The sequence below is a fragment of the Paraglaciecola sp. genome (assembly GCF_039942875.1).
Classification (GTDB): domain Bacteria; phylum Pseudomonadota; class Gammaproteobacteria; order Enterobacterales; family Alteromonadaceae; genus Paraglaciecola.
Genome location: NZ_JBDVBQ010000054.1, coordinates 132,564 through 148,778 on the forward strand (window position 1 = coordinate 132,564; position 16,215 = coordinate 148,778).

Here is a 16,215-nt window from a genome sequence, read left to right on the forward strand (position 1 = left end):
CCATAAAGCGCCCGCTACTTTGGTGTTCAATTTTAGTTTTCGGAGTTAAGTATTCAATCTCTCATTCCCAGCGCTAAAGACCTGTGGTTTCTGCCTTTAGGCGGCACAGGCGAAATAGGCATGAACATGAACCTATACGGCCATGCTGGGCAGTGGTTAATGTTAGATTGCGGTATTACCTTTAATAGCCCATTGTGCCAAGAGGCCCAGGCTCACTTGCCGGGCCAACATAAGCACGATGTAGTAGCGGCTGACCCAGCATTTATTAGCCAGCGTAAAGAAGACCTCGCCGGAATAGTCATAACCCATGCTCACGAAGATCACCTAGGGGCATTACCTTATTTATGGCGACGCTTTAAATGCCCGGTATACACCACTAAATACACGGCTGAAATACTGCGCCGTAAGTTATCCAGAGGCGGCCTAGGTGACAACATACCTATTATAGAAATAGACAGCGGTCAGCGCATTGATATTGGCCCTTTTAACTTAGAATGGATGCTGATTACCCATTCACTGCCCGAGCCCCATGCATTTGTAATAAGAACCGAGGCAGGCAATGTGTTTCACACCGCCGACTGGAAAATAGACTTAGCCCCAGTTACAGATAAACCCTTTAACGCCCATCCATTTAAGTCATTAGCTAAACAAAATATATTAGCCATGGTGTGTGACTCAACCAATGCCACCAAAGCAGGGCATTCGGTGTCTGAGCAAGCATGCTACCAAGGCTTAAAACAAGCCATAGACAAGGCAAAGGGTCGCGTGGTGGTGGGGTGTTTTAGTAGCAATATTGCACGGCTGATTATTTTAGCCAGAATAGCTAAAGAAACAGGGCGCTACTTTTCCCTTTTGGGTCGCTCATTACAAAACACTGTAGGCGCAGCTAAAGCAACCGGGCACTGGCCAGACGATTTACCAGTACTAGACGCGTTCAACACTGGATACTTACTACCCGAAGAAGTGCTTGCAGTGGCAACCGGTAGCCAAGGTGAGCCAAGGGCCGCATTAAACCAATTAGCAAAAGACACATACCGAGACGTGTCGTTAGATGAAGGCGACTTAGTTGTATTTAGCTCTATTGTTATCCCAGGTAACGAAAAGCCCATCGAAACCTTACTCAAAGCGTTTAAAGCCCGAAAAATTCAGACCTTAACTGCCGAAGACTCCCCTTTACCAATTCATGCATCTGGGCACCCATGCCAAGAAGAGCTCAAGCAAATGTACAATTGGGTACGCCCCGACATAGCCGTTCCTACACATGGCGAAGCACAGCACTTAAAAGCCAATGCCGATATTGCTAGCCAAAGCCATGTACCTCGTTGCCTAACAGGTCTAAATGGCGATTTATTTAAACTCGCTCCCGAAGTCAAACTAGTCAAACAAGCCGTTAAAGCAGGCCGCATCGCCATACAGCAAAATTAAGCACGTTTTAACAACCTTCGCTTTTACTCACAGTGATTAACCGTGTTAAAAGAAGCCCCTTAACTCAATTCTAACAAGCTCAGTTGTTTACTTGATAGTAAACAACTTCGCACTCAAATAACGGGTCTTGGTGCAGGTAGCGTTTAACGTAAGTCATACCTATTTTTTTCATTACCCCAACCGAGCCAAAGTTGTCTTCATCGGCAATGGCAGAAAAGTGCGTAATGTCCTTGTTTTTAGCTAAGGTATTTTTAATATGCAGTGCCGCTTCTGTGGCATAACCCTTACCCCAAGATGATTGCAAAAACCGCCAGCCTAGTTCTAAATTATCAAACTCTGGGGCATCAGAAAAAAACTGCATGGGCCGCACTAATATCCACCCGATAAACTCATTGGTTGCACTGATATTGACTTGCCATAAGCCCCAGCCTTTTTGAACATTGGCGTAGCTTTCCATCCGCGGGATAAACACCTCGTCTATGGTCTGCATCGAAGAAGGCTTACCGCCATTAATAAAGCGCATTACCTCTGGATCTTGGTCAAGCTGAAATAAAAGCTCAGCATCGGCTTTGGTCATCAATTTATAATGTAAACGCTCTGACGGGGTAATATTCATAAGGTAGTAACCAGCAAGACAATATAGAGATCATGCTACAACAAATAGGGTAGCAAACGCGTAATTAGTTAAAGGTTTTAGCCAATAGAAAAAGCAATACCAAAATTACAACCCTAAAAATAAAGTCAGCAGGCTAAAAGCTGTTTCGTTAGTTACTTTTCAGCAAGGCTAATTTTGCACCAAAGCCTATGAATACCACACCAGTGATTGAATTTAACCAAGTTTTAAATCGTGTACTGTTTGCAACATTTTTAACACGAGCCAGCGCCATGACCATAGTCGAAAACCATATGAAATTAACGATGGCGTGGGCCGATACAAGCACGTACGCATTTAAGGCACTGTCACCATGAGAGATAAACTGAGGAAAGGCAGCTAAGTAAAACATAGACACTTTGGGGTTAAGGGTATTTGTGAGCAACCCTTCGAGAAACGCATTGTGAATAGAACTACTTTTTGGAATGTCTTGGGGTACCTCAACGGGCACTGTGTGTGTTTGGCTAAATGCACTTTTTATCGCTTTAATACCAATCCATACTAGATATGCCGCCCCGAGCATTTTAAAGATAAAAAAGGCGGTTCCTGACTGCACAAGTAAAATAGATATACCGAATATAGAAAGCGTTCCATGAATATATAAGGCTCCTACAAATCCTGCTGCATTGGCAAACCCTGCTTTTTGTCCAAATAATGGGACGGTTTTAGCGATTAAAAAGCCATTAGGCCCCGGAGATATCACCAATAATGACGCCACTGCAATAAAAGTGATGAGGTTATTTATATCCATTCTGACTCCTTAAGCTTTTAGACTAAAACGAAAAAACTCCGTTATTTTGATTTATGTAATATTGCTTTTATTAAAATTAAAAGCCTGACAGATTATTCGTTTATAACGCTAATCAAAAACAGGCCTGAAAAAACTGCGTTCATAGCTAATAATGCACCTAGTGTCTTTTGCATATTGAAATGCCGTCATGCAATCTGCATCTGCAAATGAATCGTTACGATATTGCTCGTAAGCAGCCAAACTAGGGAAGGTAAACAGAGCTAAAGCTATGTTGTTCGCCCCTTCTGAGGGTAAGAAATACCCATTATGGATGCCACCAAACTTATTCACTAATGGGATCCACATTTTCGCGTATTTTTCGAATTCAGTTAATTTTTCTGGATCAATTACATATCTGAGATAACAGGTTACCACTTTCGTATTCCTCACTACTTCAACAAAAACTCTATTTACGGGCCAAATTTGGGGGGTTAATAATGAGGAGGTGGCGCTTCTTCTTTTTCTGACGCCATATTGCTTGGCTCTATGGCACTGACTTTTGAGTCTAGGCGTTTTAGGGCAAACTGCAGGGAGTCTATTTGTTTTTGCTGCTCAATTAACGCTTGGTTTAAGCTTTCTATGGTGTCTTCTTGAAACGCCACTTTCATTTGTAATTGTTCTATATCTGCTTCTAATATACTCATTAATTTTCCGTATTCCACTTTTCTAATTTGCCATTACTGCTTTCGGAGATAATCTCAGTCGCATTGAGAAAACCAACGCTATGCACCACTGCTGATGCAGGCTTGCTGCCTTCTCTGGGGGTAACGCGCCATTCGTTTAATTCTTCCCCTGTTTTTACATCCCAACGATTAATTCTTCTGGATGGAGACCCTGTTAATAAGTATTTTCCATCTGCTGAAAAAATCGCAGTGGTGAATATTCTTTGTCTCGCTAAGTATTTTAAGCTGCTGACCTCTTCTCCGGTTGTTAAGTCCCAAATTCTGGCTGCTCGCTTGCTATCTGCCGTAAAAGCATAGCGACCTTCGTCATCAAGTGCGACTTCAGTTACACGGCTAGAATGCTCAAATTTATGAATAACTTGTGCGGTACGGGTATCCCATAAGTAAGCGACATAATCATTACCGCCAGTTAACGCATAAAAGCCATTAGGTGAAATATCTACACTGTTTATTTTTTCTTGATGACCTAAAAATTCTAGCCTGCGACCGGTTTTTGGTTCAAAAAACATAACCTTGCCATTACCCCGCCCCACTAAAACACCTCGGCCTTGATTAGACACCGCAATGTCTCGAATACTGGCTTCATCAATTCGCCAAAAACCTTCTGGCTCACCAATTTCCATATTCCATAAAGCAAAGGCTTCTCTATCTGAAGTCACTACATAAGAGTTATCATAAGCAATATGAATATTGGTCACTGAATTATTACCGTCGTCTTGATGGCGCCACACATATTTTTGGCTATTGTTTGTTAAATCCCAAACGGTAATGCCGTTATCAATACTCGAAACCACAGCAAGGCTGCTATCAGGTGAAATGTTGGCAGAATGAGACCCGCCAGAAGCATGGCTAATTGAACTTACAGGAGTATCATTTGTCCCACTGCAACCCAGTATGAACAACATAATGACGACAAACATAACACTTGGGTTGGGAAGGAGTTTCTTCAATGGATTTCTCTTTTTTAGTGAGGCACATAGTATATGCTCATGACCTAAGCGAATCATTCACATTTGCGAGAATTATAATGAAAAAGTCTATTTTCACCATGCTAACGCTATCTTTTGTCATCTTAAGTGCATGTCAACCACAGCCCAAACCACCCAAAGATCCGTTAGAAGTTGAAATGCTTCCCCTTGAGTCAGATTTGGAAAAACGCTCTTACGCGCTAGGTGCCAGCATTGGTCAGATTGTAGAAGATAAGATTAATAAACAAAAAGCAGTAGAAATTGAGCTAGACCATGTATTACTTGTGCAAGGTTTTATTGCTGGCATGCAGGGTAAATCTCAGTTAACTGATCAAGAAGTAAAATCACTAAACCAATTAATCGATGCTCAAGTGAGAGAGAAAAACAAAGCGATTAGGGCAAAACAAACCGCAGAGAACAAAACCGCTGGGCTAGCCTTTCTAACAGAGAATGCTGAACGTGCTGGGGTTATTCAAACAGAGTCTGGACTGCAGTATGAGATACTTAGGCAAGGTGAAGGTCGCTCACCTCTCGTCTCTGATACTGTCAAAGTCCAATATAAAGGTACTTTACTTAACGGTATTGAATTCGACTCATCTTATGCGCGAAATAAACCCGCTAGTTTTCCTTTAAACCGTGTAATCAAAGGCTGGACTGAAGGATTACAATTAATGAAAGAAGGGGCAAAATTTAAGTTTTATGTACCTTCAAAGTTGGCATATGGTGCTCGTACTACTGGTAAAATACCGGGTAATTCAACCTTAATATTTGAAGTGGAATTATTAGACATTACTCCAGCCGGTTAACCTAATGCGCACCTAATAAAAAAGCCGAACATGTTGCCATGTTCGGCCTACTACTATCATAATGATATATCAGCTAATATCCTTGCTAAACCTTATTCCCTCAGTACAATTGCCCTTTGAAAAGGGCGTTAATCCCGATTAAATCGGGTGAATCAAAACAACTATTTGTCGGTTGTAAAACTATTCTTTTAGATATAACTAAACTTACCTCAAGTTGGAGTTGACTTTACGTGGTAGCTTGAATATTTAGTGGCTAACCACCCCTCTTTGTTACTTTAAAGGTTAGCCGAGCAATCCATTAATACCAATTATAAAGACAACATTTCTTGTAATAAATTGCGCTAACAAAACGCTACTTATGACAACTTAATATTACAAATTTAAGAATATTGACTAAGGATATTTACAGCTGAACATAACTACTGCTCAATTCCTCTTGTAGCAATGACAAAAGCGTTAGAAAATCACTAGCAATGAATCAATTAACGTAAACACCAACAAATTGAAAACAAAATTAATTACCCCTGAAGGCTACAAAAAACTCCATGATGAGCATGAGTACTTGTGGACTAAACAGCGCCCAGAAATCACCAAAGTCGTAACATGGGCAGCTAGCCTAGGAGACCGTTCTGAAAACGCAGATTATCAATACAATAAACGTTTATTACGACAAATAGACAGGCGTGTTCGTTTCCTTCGAAAATTACTTCCTGAATTACAGGTGGTGCATCATTCGCCTCAACAAGATGGCAAGGTGTTTTTTGGCGCTTTTGTTGAAATTGAAAATGAAGAAGGCGACATTATGTTTTTTCGCATAGTAGGGCCTGAAGAGATTTACGGCGAAGAAAAAGACGTTATATCGATCGACTCACCCATGGCGCGAGCTTTACTTAAAAAAAGTGTTGATGACGTGTTTGAAGTTAACACTCCTGCAGGAACCAAAGAGTGGTTTATCAATTCTATTGAGTATAAAGAGGCTTTTGATAAAAATTAATGATGGTTACTAAGGTTTACTTAACTAAAGTAGCTTGCAGAGTCTGATTTTTCATTTTTATTTGTTTTTTTGCTAGTAATTTGACGACTCAAACCCTATATAGTTGCCTAGATAAAAAATGCATGGCAACTAGGGTCATCAAATATGATATTGGAAAAAATCGCACAAGAGTTACAGGTGCAAGTACAACAAGTAAAAGCAGCCGTAACTTTGTTAGATGAAGGCTCTACCGTTCCCTTTATAGCTCGTTACAGAAAAGAAGCCACAAACGGTTTAGACGACGCAGATTTAAGAAAGCTAGAACAACGCCTAACCTATTTGCGTGACTTAGAAGACAGAAGAAAGGTCATCATCAAATCGATTCAAGACCAAGAAAAGATGACACCTGCTTTAGAAGCCAGCTTACTCGCCGCTGACAACAAAACCGAGCTAGAAGATATTTATCTACCATTCAAACCTAAGCGTCGCACCAAGGGCCAAATAGCGATTGAAGCAGGGCTTGAACCCTTAGCCGACAAATTATTTAATGATCCACAGTTAGATCCTGAAACCGAAGCCAACAGTTTTGTAAATAAAGATACCATTGCTGACATTAAAGCAGCCTTAGATGGTGCGAAATACATTCTAATGGAACGCTTTGCTGAAGATGCTCAGCTATTACAGAAAGTTCGTCAGTACCTTAATAAGCACGCACATATTAAGAGCCAGCTAGTAGCAGGCAAAGAAAATGAAGGCAGCAAATACAAAGATTACTTTTCTCACACTGAGTTATTGAAGAAGGTTCCATCTCATCGCGCACTAGCCATGTTCAGAGGGCGAAACGAAAGCATTCTGCAAGTAAGTCTAGATGCCGATCCTGAAAAAGACGAAAACGATAGAAGCTCTTACGGTGAGCAAATCATAGCTGAGCACTTCAATATAAAATTTGCTAATAGGCCTGCAGACAAATGGCTTGGCTCAGTTGTACAGTGGACTTGGCGTGTGAAGATTTTACTACACATGGAAAACGAGCTATTTGGCGCAGTGCGGGAGCAAGCCGAGCAAGATGCTATCAACGTATTTGCTAAAAACTTAAACGACCTTTTAATGGCAGCACCCGCTGGGCCTAAAGTGACTATGGGCTTAGATCCAGGTTTACGGACAGGGGTAAAAGTAGCCATAGTAGATACAACAGGCAAGGTATTAGCGACGAGTACTATTTTCCCCCATGTACCACAAAATCAGTGGGATAAATCACTGCGCACTATCGCCACTTTATGCAAGCAGCATAAAGTGCAACTTATCAGTATAGGCAATGGCACTGGCTCAAGAGAAACCGATAAGCTGGTTGCAGAGATGATTAAAGCTAATCCAGAACTTGGCGTAAGTAAAATTGTGGTAAGCGAAGCTGGGGCCTCGGTTTATTCTGCCTCTGAGCTTGCATCAAACGAACTGCCAGATATGGACGTATCATTGCGAGGCGCGGTATCCATAGCTAGACGCTTACAAGACCCACTTGCAGAGCTTGTAAAAATAGAGCCCAAAGCCATTGGTGTAGGGCAGTACCAACATGACGTAAGTCAAAGCAACTTAGGTAAATCTCTCAATACCGTGATTGAAGACTGCGTAAACGCAGTAGGTGTGGATATCAATACTGCCTCTAGTGCACTACTGAGCCATGTTTCTGGTTTAAATCGTACTTTAGCAAATAATATAGTGCAGTTCCGTGACCAAAGTGGCGCTTTTAAAGATAGAAAAGCTTTGCTTAAGGTGGAAAGGCTAGGGCCTAAAGCCTACGAACAAGCAGCAGGTTTTTTAAGAATTATGGATGGCGATAACCCACTCGACGCCTCTGCTGTGCATCCAGAAGCTTACCCTGTGGTAAATTCAATTATTGAACACACATCAATTGCGGTAAACGATATTGTGGGTAATTCAGATGTCCTTAAAAAATTACAACCTGAAGCCTTTGTCACTGACAAGTTCGGTTTACCCACAGTTACCGATATCATTAACGAGCTAGACAAACCTGGTCGAGATCCTCGCCCAGAGTTTAAAACAGCTAACTTCAAAGACGATGTACATTCTCTTAAAGACTTGAAAGTCGGTATGATTTTGGAAGGCGTAGTGAGTAATGTGGCTAACTTCGGCGCATTTGTTGATGTTGGCGTACATCAAGACGGATTAGTGCATATCAGTGCAATGACAGATAAGTTTATTTCTGACCCACGTGAGATTGTAAAAACCGGAGATATTGTAAAAGTTAAAGTGATGGAAGTTGATGCAGATCGCAAGCGGGTATCATTCACTATGCGTATGGGAGATACCCCTAATCAAGCTAACAAACCTAAACACACTAAAGCCAAACAAAATACCCCCCGTTCAAATGGCGGTCACCAATCATCTAAACCCGCAAAGCAAAGTAATCAAATGATGGGGAACGCATTTGCAGATGCATTTGCAAAGGCCAAAAAGTAAAGCAGATTAATTTACCTGTCCTAAACGTAAAAAAGCCCTTTTAAAGGGCTTTTTTATTATTCAGGGATATCAAGCTGAAAGCTGTAAGCCTTGCTCTTTTGGAGTAGTAGACTGCTGATAAAAGTTTTCAATCACAGACACCCTACGGGTTATTTCTAAACTTCTATTCTGTAAAGCCTGATTAGCGGCATCTTGAACAAACTCGAAAGATTGCTGCCCACTTTCACTGTCGACTAAAACAGAGCTGTTATCTAACGCGCGAGTATGAGGTCCTTCATCGATAGCATCAACAATTTCATCTAACTCCGGCCCTTCAAAAATATTACTGTTACTTTCTTCTGAAATGCTAGGTGATGATTCCTTAAACGCGACATGAGCCTGCTCAGACCTTTCAGAAGCAATTTCTGTACGGGCTTCAAGAGCAATTTGAGAGGCCTCTGCTGCCACTCTTAAATCTGCAGCACTTGGCTCTGCTGGCGCTAAAGCCGCAGCTTTAACTTGTTGCGCTTTACGTATGGTTTCTTCAGGAGTCGACTCTTTAGAAACATCTATTGATACTTCTCCACTTACCGCATATTGTCTTCCATCAGGGCCAATTTCATACTCATATTTGGGAGCACCGGCATATTGGCCACCAACAGAAGCATGGGCCTGCTCATGGGTTCGAACTTCTGCATCTCTCTCTTTTAATTCTGCAGTTTGTTGTTGCTCAGCCTGCTGTTGCTGCTTTTGCTCTGCGCTTTCTTTACCTGCACTTTCATCTTGCCCATTATCTTGAGAGGCATCATTTTGACTATTGAGTTGCTGGCCTGCTTGTGGAGTTGGCTTTTCATAGGTAAGAGGTTGTGGAGCTTGCCCTGGTGTTTTGACTTTGTCAGCGTCTGATCCTACCCCCGTTTCTGCAGCAGAGTTTTCAGCCGAACTAATTGCAGGGACGGTTTCTCGTTGAATATTATCCCTACGGACAGATTCAGTATTAACTGTGCCTGCATTAAAAATTGTAGGGGTAGGGACCGGCGGAATGACATTCATGGCATTAAAGTGTAATTAAGCAAAAATATCGAGTAGGGTTCCAACTGTACCATTGGCAACATCTAGAACCTTAGCTGACGCTTCCGCATTATTTGCACTAATCGACATGCCCACTAAATCGGAAGTTATCCCAGATGTACTCTCTGGTAAAAGCTGTTTAACACTGCTGAGCTGATTAACAGTAGCATTCGCTAAAAATTCTTGAGGATCACTTGATGAGGCAGACTGAACCGAAAGGCTAGCCAAATTATAGGCATTTTCCGTAATATTATCAGAAGCAGTTTGAATACCGAAAGTACCACTGACAATAGCAGAATTAATATTATTACTTACATTCACAGGCGCGTCCCCACAATTCAACCTTAACTGTGCAATTATTAATCATTTACGTGAATAATGAAAGCTTTTACTTAGCTTATGTTTAAATGAAAAGGTTCAAAACTATATAAAGCAGCTATACCTGCTAAAGGCTATCAAATTAAAACTGCCCGTAATCGCTTAGCAAAATCCTCAGTATCAGAAATAAAAGGTGCGTGTGATGCCTTCGCAATAATCTCAACATTTGCTAAGTGTGAATATGTATTAATTAAGTCAGCTATCTTAATTGGAACTAAACTATCAAGGCGCCCTAAAAACACATGACAAGGCATTTTTAGCTGTTTAAGTTGCTCCCTTAAATCTACATTTTCTAGCATGTTCAAGCCAGCAACTAAGGCCTTTTCAGATGGATTCGGATACTGTTGCACATTCTGCTTAATTGTCTTTACATCAAATTTAGCGTTTTCACTTCCCATAGCTTGAATCATTAAAAATCGCTCCAGCATTTTAGAAAAGTCTAATGCCAATTGACTGGCAAAGAGTGCCAGCACATCAGTATCTATGCCTGGCCAGTCGAGGCTTTTTGAAAACTTAGGGCTAGAACATATAAGCACCAACTGCTTCAATTTATCGGGATAATCAAAAGCGATTTGCTGCGCAATTAAGCCTCCTAACGACCAGCCCACTAATATGCAGTTGTTAGGTAAATGTTCTGCAATCATTTGAGATACGCTATTTATATTGTATGGCTCTGGCATTCTTTCATGGTTCTGCCCATACCCAGGAAGGTCAATAGTAGTAATACAGTAATCGTTAGCGAGTATATCTACCAAAGGTTGCCATACGCCACTGTTTACCCCCCAACCATGCAAAAACGCAATATTGTGACCTTGCCCAACTGTTGTGACATTTAAACTAAACGACATATTTCATCTACACTTAATTGAGGGTTAACAGCAATCCCTTTTTAGAATTATTGAGCGATATCAAATTGAAGCAAAAACCGACCAAGGATGGCCTAAAAATGTTCACAACCTTTGAGCAAGATTGTTTAATATGCAAACAATCATCCACCCAGCTTATTTGTGGCTATTGTAAAGAAGACTTAACCTTATTTGAACTGGCAGCATATGAATACAATCTAATGGTAGTCCCTAAAGTAAAAAAGGGACTAACAAAGGCGAGTTTTAGCCACTTAGTGGCCTTGGGCGATTATCAATGGCCACTTTCAAAATTACTGACTGGGCTGAAATTTTCAGCTTATATACCCAATGCCAAAGCACTGGCGACCTTATTTGTTGAGCATTGTATTAAAGAAAATAGTCCCCTCCCCCAGCTCATAATACCCATACCACTACATAAAAATCGTTATTTGCAGCGAAAGTATAACCAAAGTATTGAGCTGGCTAAGCACATTAATAAACTAACCAATATTCCTTTAAATACATCGATTATTTACCGTCACAAAGCCACACATGCACAAACCAACTTGAGTGCAGCTAAACGTAGGCAAAACTTAAAACATGCTTTTAAAATAAGTATCAACAATAACTTAATGCAGTATCAGCATGTCGCTTTATTTGATGATGTGATCACCACCGGTACAACAATGAATTATGCCTACAACACCTTAAAAGCGGCCTACCCCCACCTAGAGATAGACATTTGGTGTATCTGCCTTACCCTTGAGAATCGATAAATTGAGACATAAATATGGCATTAGTCAGCAACCTACTTGTGCCATACCACACACCTCTGAAGTTAACATTATTAGCAAAGGCAATAACCTTTCCTTTACCAACATTATGCGCTACCACAGCGGCACTCCCACCTATTTGGTTCTGTATTTCTTGGGCAGTATAGCCTGCCATAAGCGGAGTTTGAGGATAGGAGGCGACTGAAACAAAAGGTTTGGCGGGTTGACGAAACACTAAAGTACTATTACGAAAGGTAGGTAAAGTTCTAGTGTGATAACCAAAAGCAAGTGGGTGGCTTAAATCTAGTTGAGCTTCAAAAACGGCACCTGCAATACGCTGCTTAGCTGATAAGTTTTCTTTATCTTTATAGTTTAAATTATCTGTTGCAAATGCTGAGTTAATCTCACTAGCGCCTTTAACCGCAACTTGAAGCCAATTTTTGTTTGAAAACCAAGTTGCCGCTGATTTTTGCCCAATTAAGACTCCGCCTTTACGAAGCCAAGTGTCAATATTTAAAGTCACTCCGTCAGACAGGCTATTATATGCCCCCTGCACCCAAATCATATGGGTATAAGATTCTAGATTAAACGAGTCAAGTTCATATACATCGGTAATGGTTACAGGCATATCAACATACTGATCGAGGTAATGCCATATCTCACCTACTTCATATTGTGATGTGCCTTTTCCACCAATTAATAACACTTTAGGTTGGCGTACATTAATCATTTTACGGCTACCTAAATCTATACCCTGAGTGGTTAAGCCTGAAACAATTGAATGAACCGAAATCCCCAAACCTGCTTTTTGTTGTTCGATAATAGTCATCACGTTATCGGGCTGCTTTAAGGCCATAGGCACAACAACCGCACCTGCAGAAAAACTCGTGCCACCTAGATTGGTTTTAGCAAAAAAGGGCGCACCAGCTACTTTCACTTTTACATTGTTGGCAAGTAATCGCTGTAATAATTTAGGGGCATTATAATCATCCCAAGAAAATGCATAGGCATACGCGCTTGATTGTAACTCAGGTAAAATAGCTTGCGACGCAGAAGCACTTTGTTTATTGACTCTTGGGGCCCTCTCTACTTCGGTATATTGAATATTAAATGCCAGTGGTAAATTCCAATTTGAAACATCATAAAAGGTGTTATCGTCGAAGCTTTTACGAGTCGAGAACAGAGACTTAATCAAGCGGTATTGGGGTTGATTCAAAGGTACAAAATAACTGTGTTGTGCTTCAAAAGTTTGATCATCTACTTTGGTGTTTCTAGCCAGTGGCCAATATTCAATTTTATGGGCAGCCAATATTGATAACATTTTATTGAAACGGGTATTATCGAGCTTTTCCTGCAACAAATAACCGGCCAAATCATCATCTTTTACTAAGTCATTTGTCTGTTCAAGAAACTCAATTTGATAATCTAACAAGGCTTTTTTATTCGCTAATGCTCCAGCAAAAGTTGATAAAGATGTCGTTACTTGATTTTGTATAGTGTCAGAAAATGACAACTCTCCGTTTACAGTATCTTGAACATGACCGCGACTACTGGCTTGCTCGAACAAAATACCAATACTTCCATGTGCATCAGGGTAGGTTGAGCCTTTACCATAGTAAAAATCATCGTAAGACTCGCCACTAAAGTAGAACTGCTGAGTTTTATCTAACGCTGCAGCATGAAAATCTCCTAGCTTGGCAGTCAACTCAACGTTTTTTCTAGGTGTCCATGGGCTTTTTCTGGACGGGATACCTGGCTGAAAAAAGTAAGTACTGTTTGATCCCATCTCATGAAAATCGGTCAGTACGTGAGGACGCCATTGATGAAACTGGGTAATTCTTGCTCTAGATTCAGGGTGAGTGAGCAACAACCAATCTCGATTTAAGTCAAACCAATAATGGTTAGTTCTTGCTGATGGCCAAGCTTCTTGATGTTCTCTATTTTGTGGATCAGACACCAAGGTTTTGCCTTTATGCATATTGGCCCATTGAGCAAAACGAGACAAACCATCAGGGTTAAGGCTTGGGTCTAATAACACCACGTTATTATTTAATAAGTCATCTATTTTTTGACTTTCGCCAGCCGCTAAATAATAAGCCACCAACAATGCTGCATTGCTTCCTGAAGCCTCATTGCCATGAACACTGTACCCCATCCAAAGAATGAGAGGATCATTCTCATTTGCTGATGTTCCTAGGTTTTTCATGTGCTTTGCTTGTATAGCGGCTAAATTTTTCTGATTATCAGGAGAGCTAAACGCTAATAAAAACAACGGTCTATTTTCATGGGTTCGGCCTGTTTCAACAATATTCACCCTGTCTGATTGAGCTGCCAGTAACTGCATATAATTCGCCAGTTGATCATGACGCACATGCCATTCACCTACTTCAGCTCCCAAAGCTTGTGTGGGTGAAGTAATATTAGGATTATACTCTGTATCTCTAGGTAAATAGGCACTATCACTGACGGCAAAACCGTAGTGACTAATAACTAAAAACAAAAAAGCGAAAAGTCGCAGCATTAAATTCATAAAGTTCGATCCGATGAAAAAGCAGAAGTTTTTAGAAAAGGGTCGCACGTTTTAGTTAAAATTAACATAAGGAAATGCTATTACCCGAGTGTTTTAGTCAAGTAATTTTGTTATCCTGTGGCCATTAATGTTTTTAAGGTATTTGATCAATGATTACAATTTCTGATACAGCTCAAGCCCATTTTGGCAAACTACTTGAGAAGCAAGAGCCAGACACCAATATCCGTGTATTTGTGGTCAATCCAGGCACGCCCAGTGCAGAGTGTGGAGTATCGTACTGTCCACCAGATGCAATCGAAGCTTCAGATACTGTTTTAGAGTTTAACGGCTTTGATGCTGTTGTTGATTTAGAAAGCGCCCCTTTCCTTGAAGAAGCGGAAATCGATTTCGTGACTGACCAGATGGGCTCACAACTGACTCTTAAAGCGCCTAATGCGAAAGCCAGAAAAGTTGACAGTGACGCACCATTAAACGAACGTGTGATTTACATGATTGAGTCTGAAATCAACCCACAACTTGCCAGCCACGGCGGTAAAGTGATGTTAGTAGAAATCACTGAAGCCAAAGAAGCCATTCTGGAGTTTGGTGGTGGCTGTAATGGTTGCGCACAAGTTGACGTCACCTTAAAAGACGGTATTGAAAAACAGATGTTAGATCAGTTCCCAGGCGAGCTTACCGCAGTGAAAGATGCCACAGAACATCAAGCTGGTGAACACTCTTATTACTAAAAAATACCTAATTAAAGGATATCCCAATTAACTGGTTACAACAGCTAGCCAAAAACCCCACTAAAAGCTGGACAGAGTTTAAGCGGGGTTTAGGGATATTCTGTGTAGGGGCAATATTGATATTAGTGGGGGCAAAATATAATGCCCTCATTCAAATACCTGGTTTATTAATTCTCGCAATAGGTTGCCTATACGCCATAAAAGGCTACCTAGGTATTTTCGCTCACCGTATGACTGCCAGCTTTAAACCGCCACCTGATCACTTTGAAACTGATAACGATAAAGATAAATAAAGTAGCCTCCAAGACTCAGCCCTCTTGCTAATAAAAACAAAACCATAGCAATCCATAGCCCTTGATTTTGCCATTCAGAAAACACATAAAAAGCCGGAAAATACACAGCCAAAGCACAAAATAGCATACTATTTCGCATGGCTACTGCGCGGGTTAACCCAACAAATACGCCATCAAAATAAAAACACCAATGGGCAATTATGGGTAAACTAAAAATAAACCAATGATAATCGGTGATTGCGGATTGCAGGTGTTTTTGATCTGTGAGTAAACTAACAATTCCTTCGCCAAACACCATAAAAACCAAACTATAAACAACCGCTAACAAACTAGACCAAATTAATCCATGCAGAGTGACTTGCTTAATGCCTTCCCTTGATCCTCGGCCTTTTTGTTCACCCACCAATGCTTCTGCCGCAAAGGCAACACCGTCTAACCCCAAGGCAATAAGCGTAAAAAATTGCATAAGAATGGCATTAATAGCCGCATTAGTTGGACTGAAGCCCACTCCTTTAAAAATCAAAAAAGCAATACAAGCCTGTAATGCTAAGTTTCGAAAAAATGTATTACCATTCAAATGCAGTAAGGGCTTCAACTGTGAAAAAGTTAACCAATGTTTATCGAATTCTAATTTAGGTAATCTTTTTGTGGCTAACCATAAACTTGTCGCTGTGATTGTATACTCACTGGCGACAGTCGCCAATGCAACGCCCTCAACCCCCCAACCGAATACAAACACAAAACATAAACTTAGCGCCACATTGATTAGGTTACCAATAACTTGAATTGCCAATACTAGCTTGGTTTGTTGTTGACCTAAGTCGGACGGTCTTAGGAAGACAA

The 16,215-nt window shown here is 40.8% G+C and carries 16 protein-coding genes; 6 read left to right on the forward strand and 10 right to left on the reverse strand.

Annotated elements, in window-relative coordinates; all coding sequences use genetic code 11:
• Positions 1-126: 126 nt before the first annotated feature.
• Positions 127-1,425, forward strand: a complete 1,299-nt coding sequence (locus ABJE44_RS19440; protein ID WP_348111083.1) for a ribonuclease J — start codon at positions 127-129, stop codon at positions 1,423-1,425.
• A 79-nt stretch (positions 1,426-1,504) separates the two neighbouring features.
• Here ABJE44_RS19440 and ABJE44_RS19445 read toward each other — a convergent pair whose 3' ends face one another.
• The 5 genes from ABJE44_RS19445 to ABJE44_RS19465 all read right to left on the reverse strand — a co-directional run bounded on the left by ABJE44_RS19445 (position 1,505) and on the right by ABJE44_RS19465 (position 4,470).
• Positions 1,505-2,041, reverse strand: coding sequence for a GNAT family N-acetyltransferase (locus tag ABJE44_RS19445; RefSeq protein WP_348110849.1), 537 nt, complete (start codon positions 2,039-2,041; stop codon positions 1,505-1,507).
• Positions 2,042-2,189: 148 nt separating this feature from the next.
• Positions 2,190-2,828 carry a LysE family translocator gene (locus tag ABJE44_RS19450; RefSeq protein WP_348110848.1) on the reverse strand — a complete coding sequence of 213 codons (639 nt, stop codon included), beginning with the start codon at positions 2,826-2,828 and terminating at the stop codon, positions 2,190-2,192.
• A 108-nt stretch (positions 2,829-2,936) separates the two neighbouring features.
• The gene (locus ABJE44_RS19455; RefSeq protein WP_348110847.1) at positions 2,937-3,242 is read right to left on the reverse strand and encodes an NIPSNAP family protein; all 306 of its coding nucleotides are present in this window, start codon (positions 3,240-3,242) and stop codon (positions 2,937-2,939) included.
• Between the two features lie 56 nt (positions 3,243-3,298).
• Positions 3,299-3,511, reverse strand: coding sequence for a SlyX family protein (locus tag ABJE44_RS19460; RefSeq protein ID WP_133469979.1), 213 nt, complete (start codon positions 3,509-3,511; stop codon positions 3,299-3,301).
• Positions 3,511-4,470, reverse strand: a complete 960-nt coding sequence (locus ABJE44_RS19465) for a hypothetical protein (RefSeq protein WP_348111082.1) — start codon at positions 4,468-4,470, stop codon at positions 3,511-3,513. Before ABJE44_RS19465 ends, ABJE44_RS19460 begins: the two co-directional genes overlap by 1 nt.
• A gap of 107 nt (positions 4,471-4,577) precedes the next feature.
• Between ABJE44_RS19465 and fkpA the strand changes: the two genes are divergently transcribed.
• From fkpA to ABJE44_RS19480, 3 genes are all read left to right on the forward strand, one after another.
• Positions 4,578-5,324: an FKBP-type peptidyl-prolyl cis-trans isomerase gene (gene fkpA, locus ABJE44_RS19470; RefSeq protein WP_348110846.1), complete on the forward strand. Its 747-nt coding sequence runs from the start codon at positions 4,578-4,580 to the stop codon at positions 5,322-5,324.
• A gap of 502 nt (positions 5,325-5,826) precedes the next feature.
• The gene (greB, locus tag ABJE44_RS19475) at positions 5,827-6,318 is read left to right on the forward strand and encodes a transcription elongation factor GreB (RefSeq protein WP_348110845.1); all 492 of its coding nucleotides are present in this window, start codon (positions 5,827-5,829) and stop codon (positions 6,316-6,318) included.
• Positions 6,319-6,462: 144 nt separating this feature from the next.
• A complete protein-coding gene (locus ABJE44_RS19480) occupies positions 6,463-8,775 on the forward strand; it encodes a Tex family protein (protein WP_348110844.1) in 2,313 nt (770 codons plus the stop codon).
• A 69-nt stretch (positions 8,776-8,844) separates the two neighbouring features.
• Here the strand turns inward: ABJE44_RS19480 and ABJE44_RS19485 are convergent, their stop codons facing one another.
• The 3 genes from ABJE44_RS19485 to bioH form a co-directional block, all read right to left on the reverse strand.
• Positions 8,845-9,807, reverse strand: coding sequence for a putative metalloprotease CJM1_0395 family protein (locus ABJE44_RS19485; protein ID WP_348110843.1), 963 nt, complete (start codon positions 9,805-9,807; stop codon positions 8,845-8,847).
• 15 nt (positions 9,808-9,822) lie between these two features.
• Entirely contained in the window at positions 9,823-10,146 is a 324-nt protein-coding gene (locus ABJE44_RS19490) for a hypothetical protein (RefSeq protein WP_348110842.1), read from the reverse strand.
• A 134-nt stretch (positions 10,147-10,280) separates the two neighbouring features.
• Positions 10,281-11,051, reverse strand: coding sequence for a pimeloyl-ACP methyl ester esterase BioH (gene bioH, locus ABJE44_RS19495; protein ID WP_348110841.1), 771 nt, complete (start codon positions 11,049-11,051; stop codon positions 10,281-10,283).
• Between the two features lie 98 nt (positions 11,052-11,149).
• Between bioH and ABJE44_RS19500 the strand changes: the two genes are divergently transcribed.
• On the forward strand, positions 11,150-11,824 hold the full coding sequence (locus ABJE44_RS19500) for a ComF family protein (protein WP_348110840.1): 675 nt from the start codon (positions 11,150-11,152) through the stop codon (positions 11,822-11,824).
• Here the strand turns inward: ABJE44_RS19500 and ABJE44_RS19505 are convergent.
• Positions 11,805-14,351 carry a M14 metallopeptidase family protein gene (locus tag ABJE44_RS19505; protein ID WP_348110839.1) on the reverse strand — a complete coding sequence of 849 codons (2,547 nt, stop codon included), beginning with the start codon at positions 14,349-14,351 and terminating at the stop codon, positions 11,805-11,807. The genes ABJE44_RS19500 and ABJE44_RS19505 overlap by 20 nt on opposite strands.
• Positions 14,352-14,500: 149 nt before the next feature.
• On the opposite strand from ABJE44_RS19505, the gene nfuA reads away from it, so the two are divergent.
• Positions 14,501-15,079, forward strand: a complete 579-nt coding sequence (nfuA, locus tag ABJE44_RS19510) for a Fe-S biogenesis protein NfuA (protein WP_133469988.1) — start codon at positions 14,501-14,503, stop codon at positions 15,077-15,079.
• A gap of 243 nt (positions 15,080-15,322) precedes the next feature.
• Here nfuA and ABJE44_RS19515 read toward each other — a convergent pair.
• Positions 15,323-16,215 (reverse strand): MATE family efflux transporter (locus tag ABJE44_RS19515; protein WP_348120882.1); only part of this gene is annotated, 893 nt, incomplete at its 5' end.

Coding starts and splice junctions, on each gene's coding strand:
- ABJE44_RS19440 (WP_348111083.1), top strand. CDS start 127: ATGAACCTATACGGCCATGCTGGGCAGTGGTTAATGTTAGATTGCGGT.
- ABJE44_RS19445 (WP_348110849.1), bottom strand. CDS start 2,041: ATGAATATTACCCCGTCAGAGCGTTTACATTATAAATTGATGACCAAA.
- ABJE44_RS19450 (WP_348110848.1), bottom strand. CDS start 2,828: ATGGATATAAATAACCTCATCACTTTTATTGCAGTGGCGTCATTATTG.
- ABJE44_RS19460 (WP_133469979.1), bottom strand. CDS start 3,511: ATGAGTATATTAGAAGCAGATATAGAACAATTACAAATGAAAGTGGCG.
- ABJE44_RS19465 (WP_348111082.1), bottom strand. CDS start 4,470: ATGTTTGTCGTCATTATGTTGTTCATACTGGGTTGCAGTGGGACAAAT.
- fkpA (WP_348110846.1), top strand. CDS start 4,578: ATGAAAAAGTCTATTTTCACCATGCTAACGCTATCTTTTGTCATCTTA.
- ABJE44_RS19480 (WP_348110844.1), top strand. CDS start 6,463: ATGATATTGGAAAAAATCGCACAAGAGTTACAGGTGCAAGTACAACAA.
- ABJE44_RS19485 (WP_348110843.1), bottom strand. CDS start 9,807: ATGAATGTCATTCCGCCGGTCCCTACCCCTACAATTTTTAATGCAGGC.
- bioH (WP_348110841.1), bottom strand. CDS start 11,051: ATGTCGTTTAGTTTAAATGTCACAACAGTTGGGCAAGGTCACAATATT.
- ABJE44_RS19500 (WP_348110840.1), top strand. CDS start 11,150: ATGTTCACAACCTTTGAGCAAGATTGTTTAATATGCAAACAATCATCC.
- ABJE44_RS19505 (WP_348110839.1), bottom strand. CDS start 14,351: ATGAATTTAATGCTGCGACTTTTCGCTTTTTTGTTTTTAGTTATTAGT.
- nfuA (WP_133469988.1), top strand. CDS start 14,501: ATGATTACAATTTCTGATACAGCTCAAGCCCATTTTGGCAAACTACTT.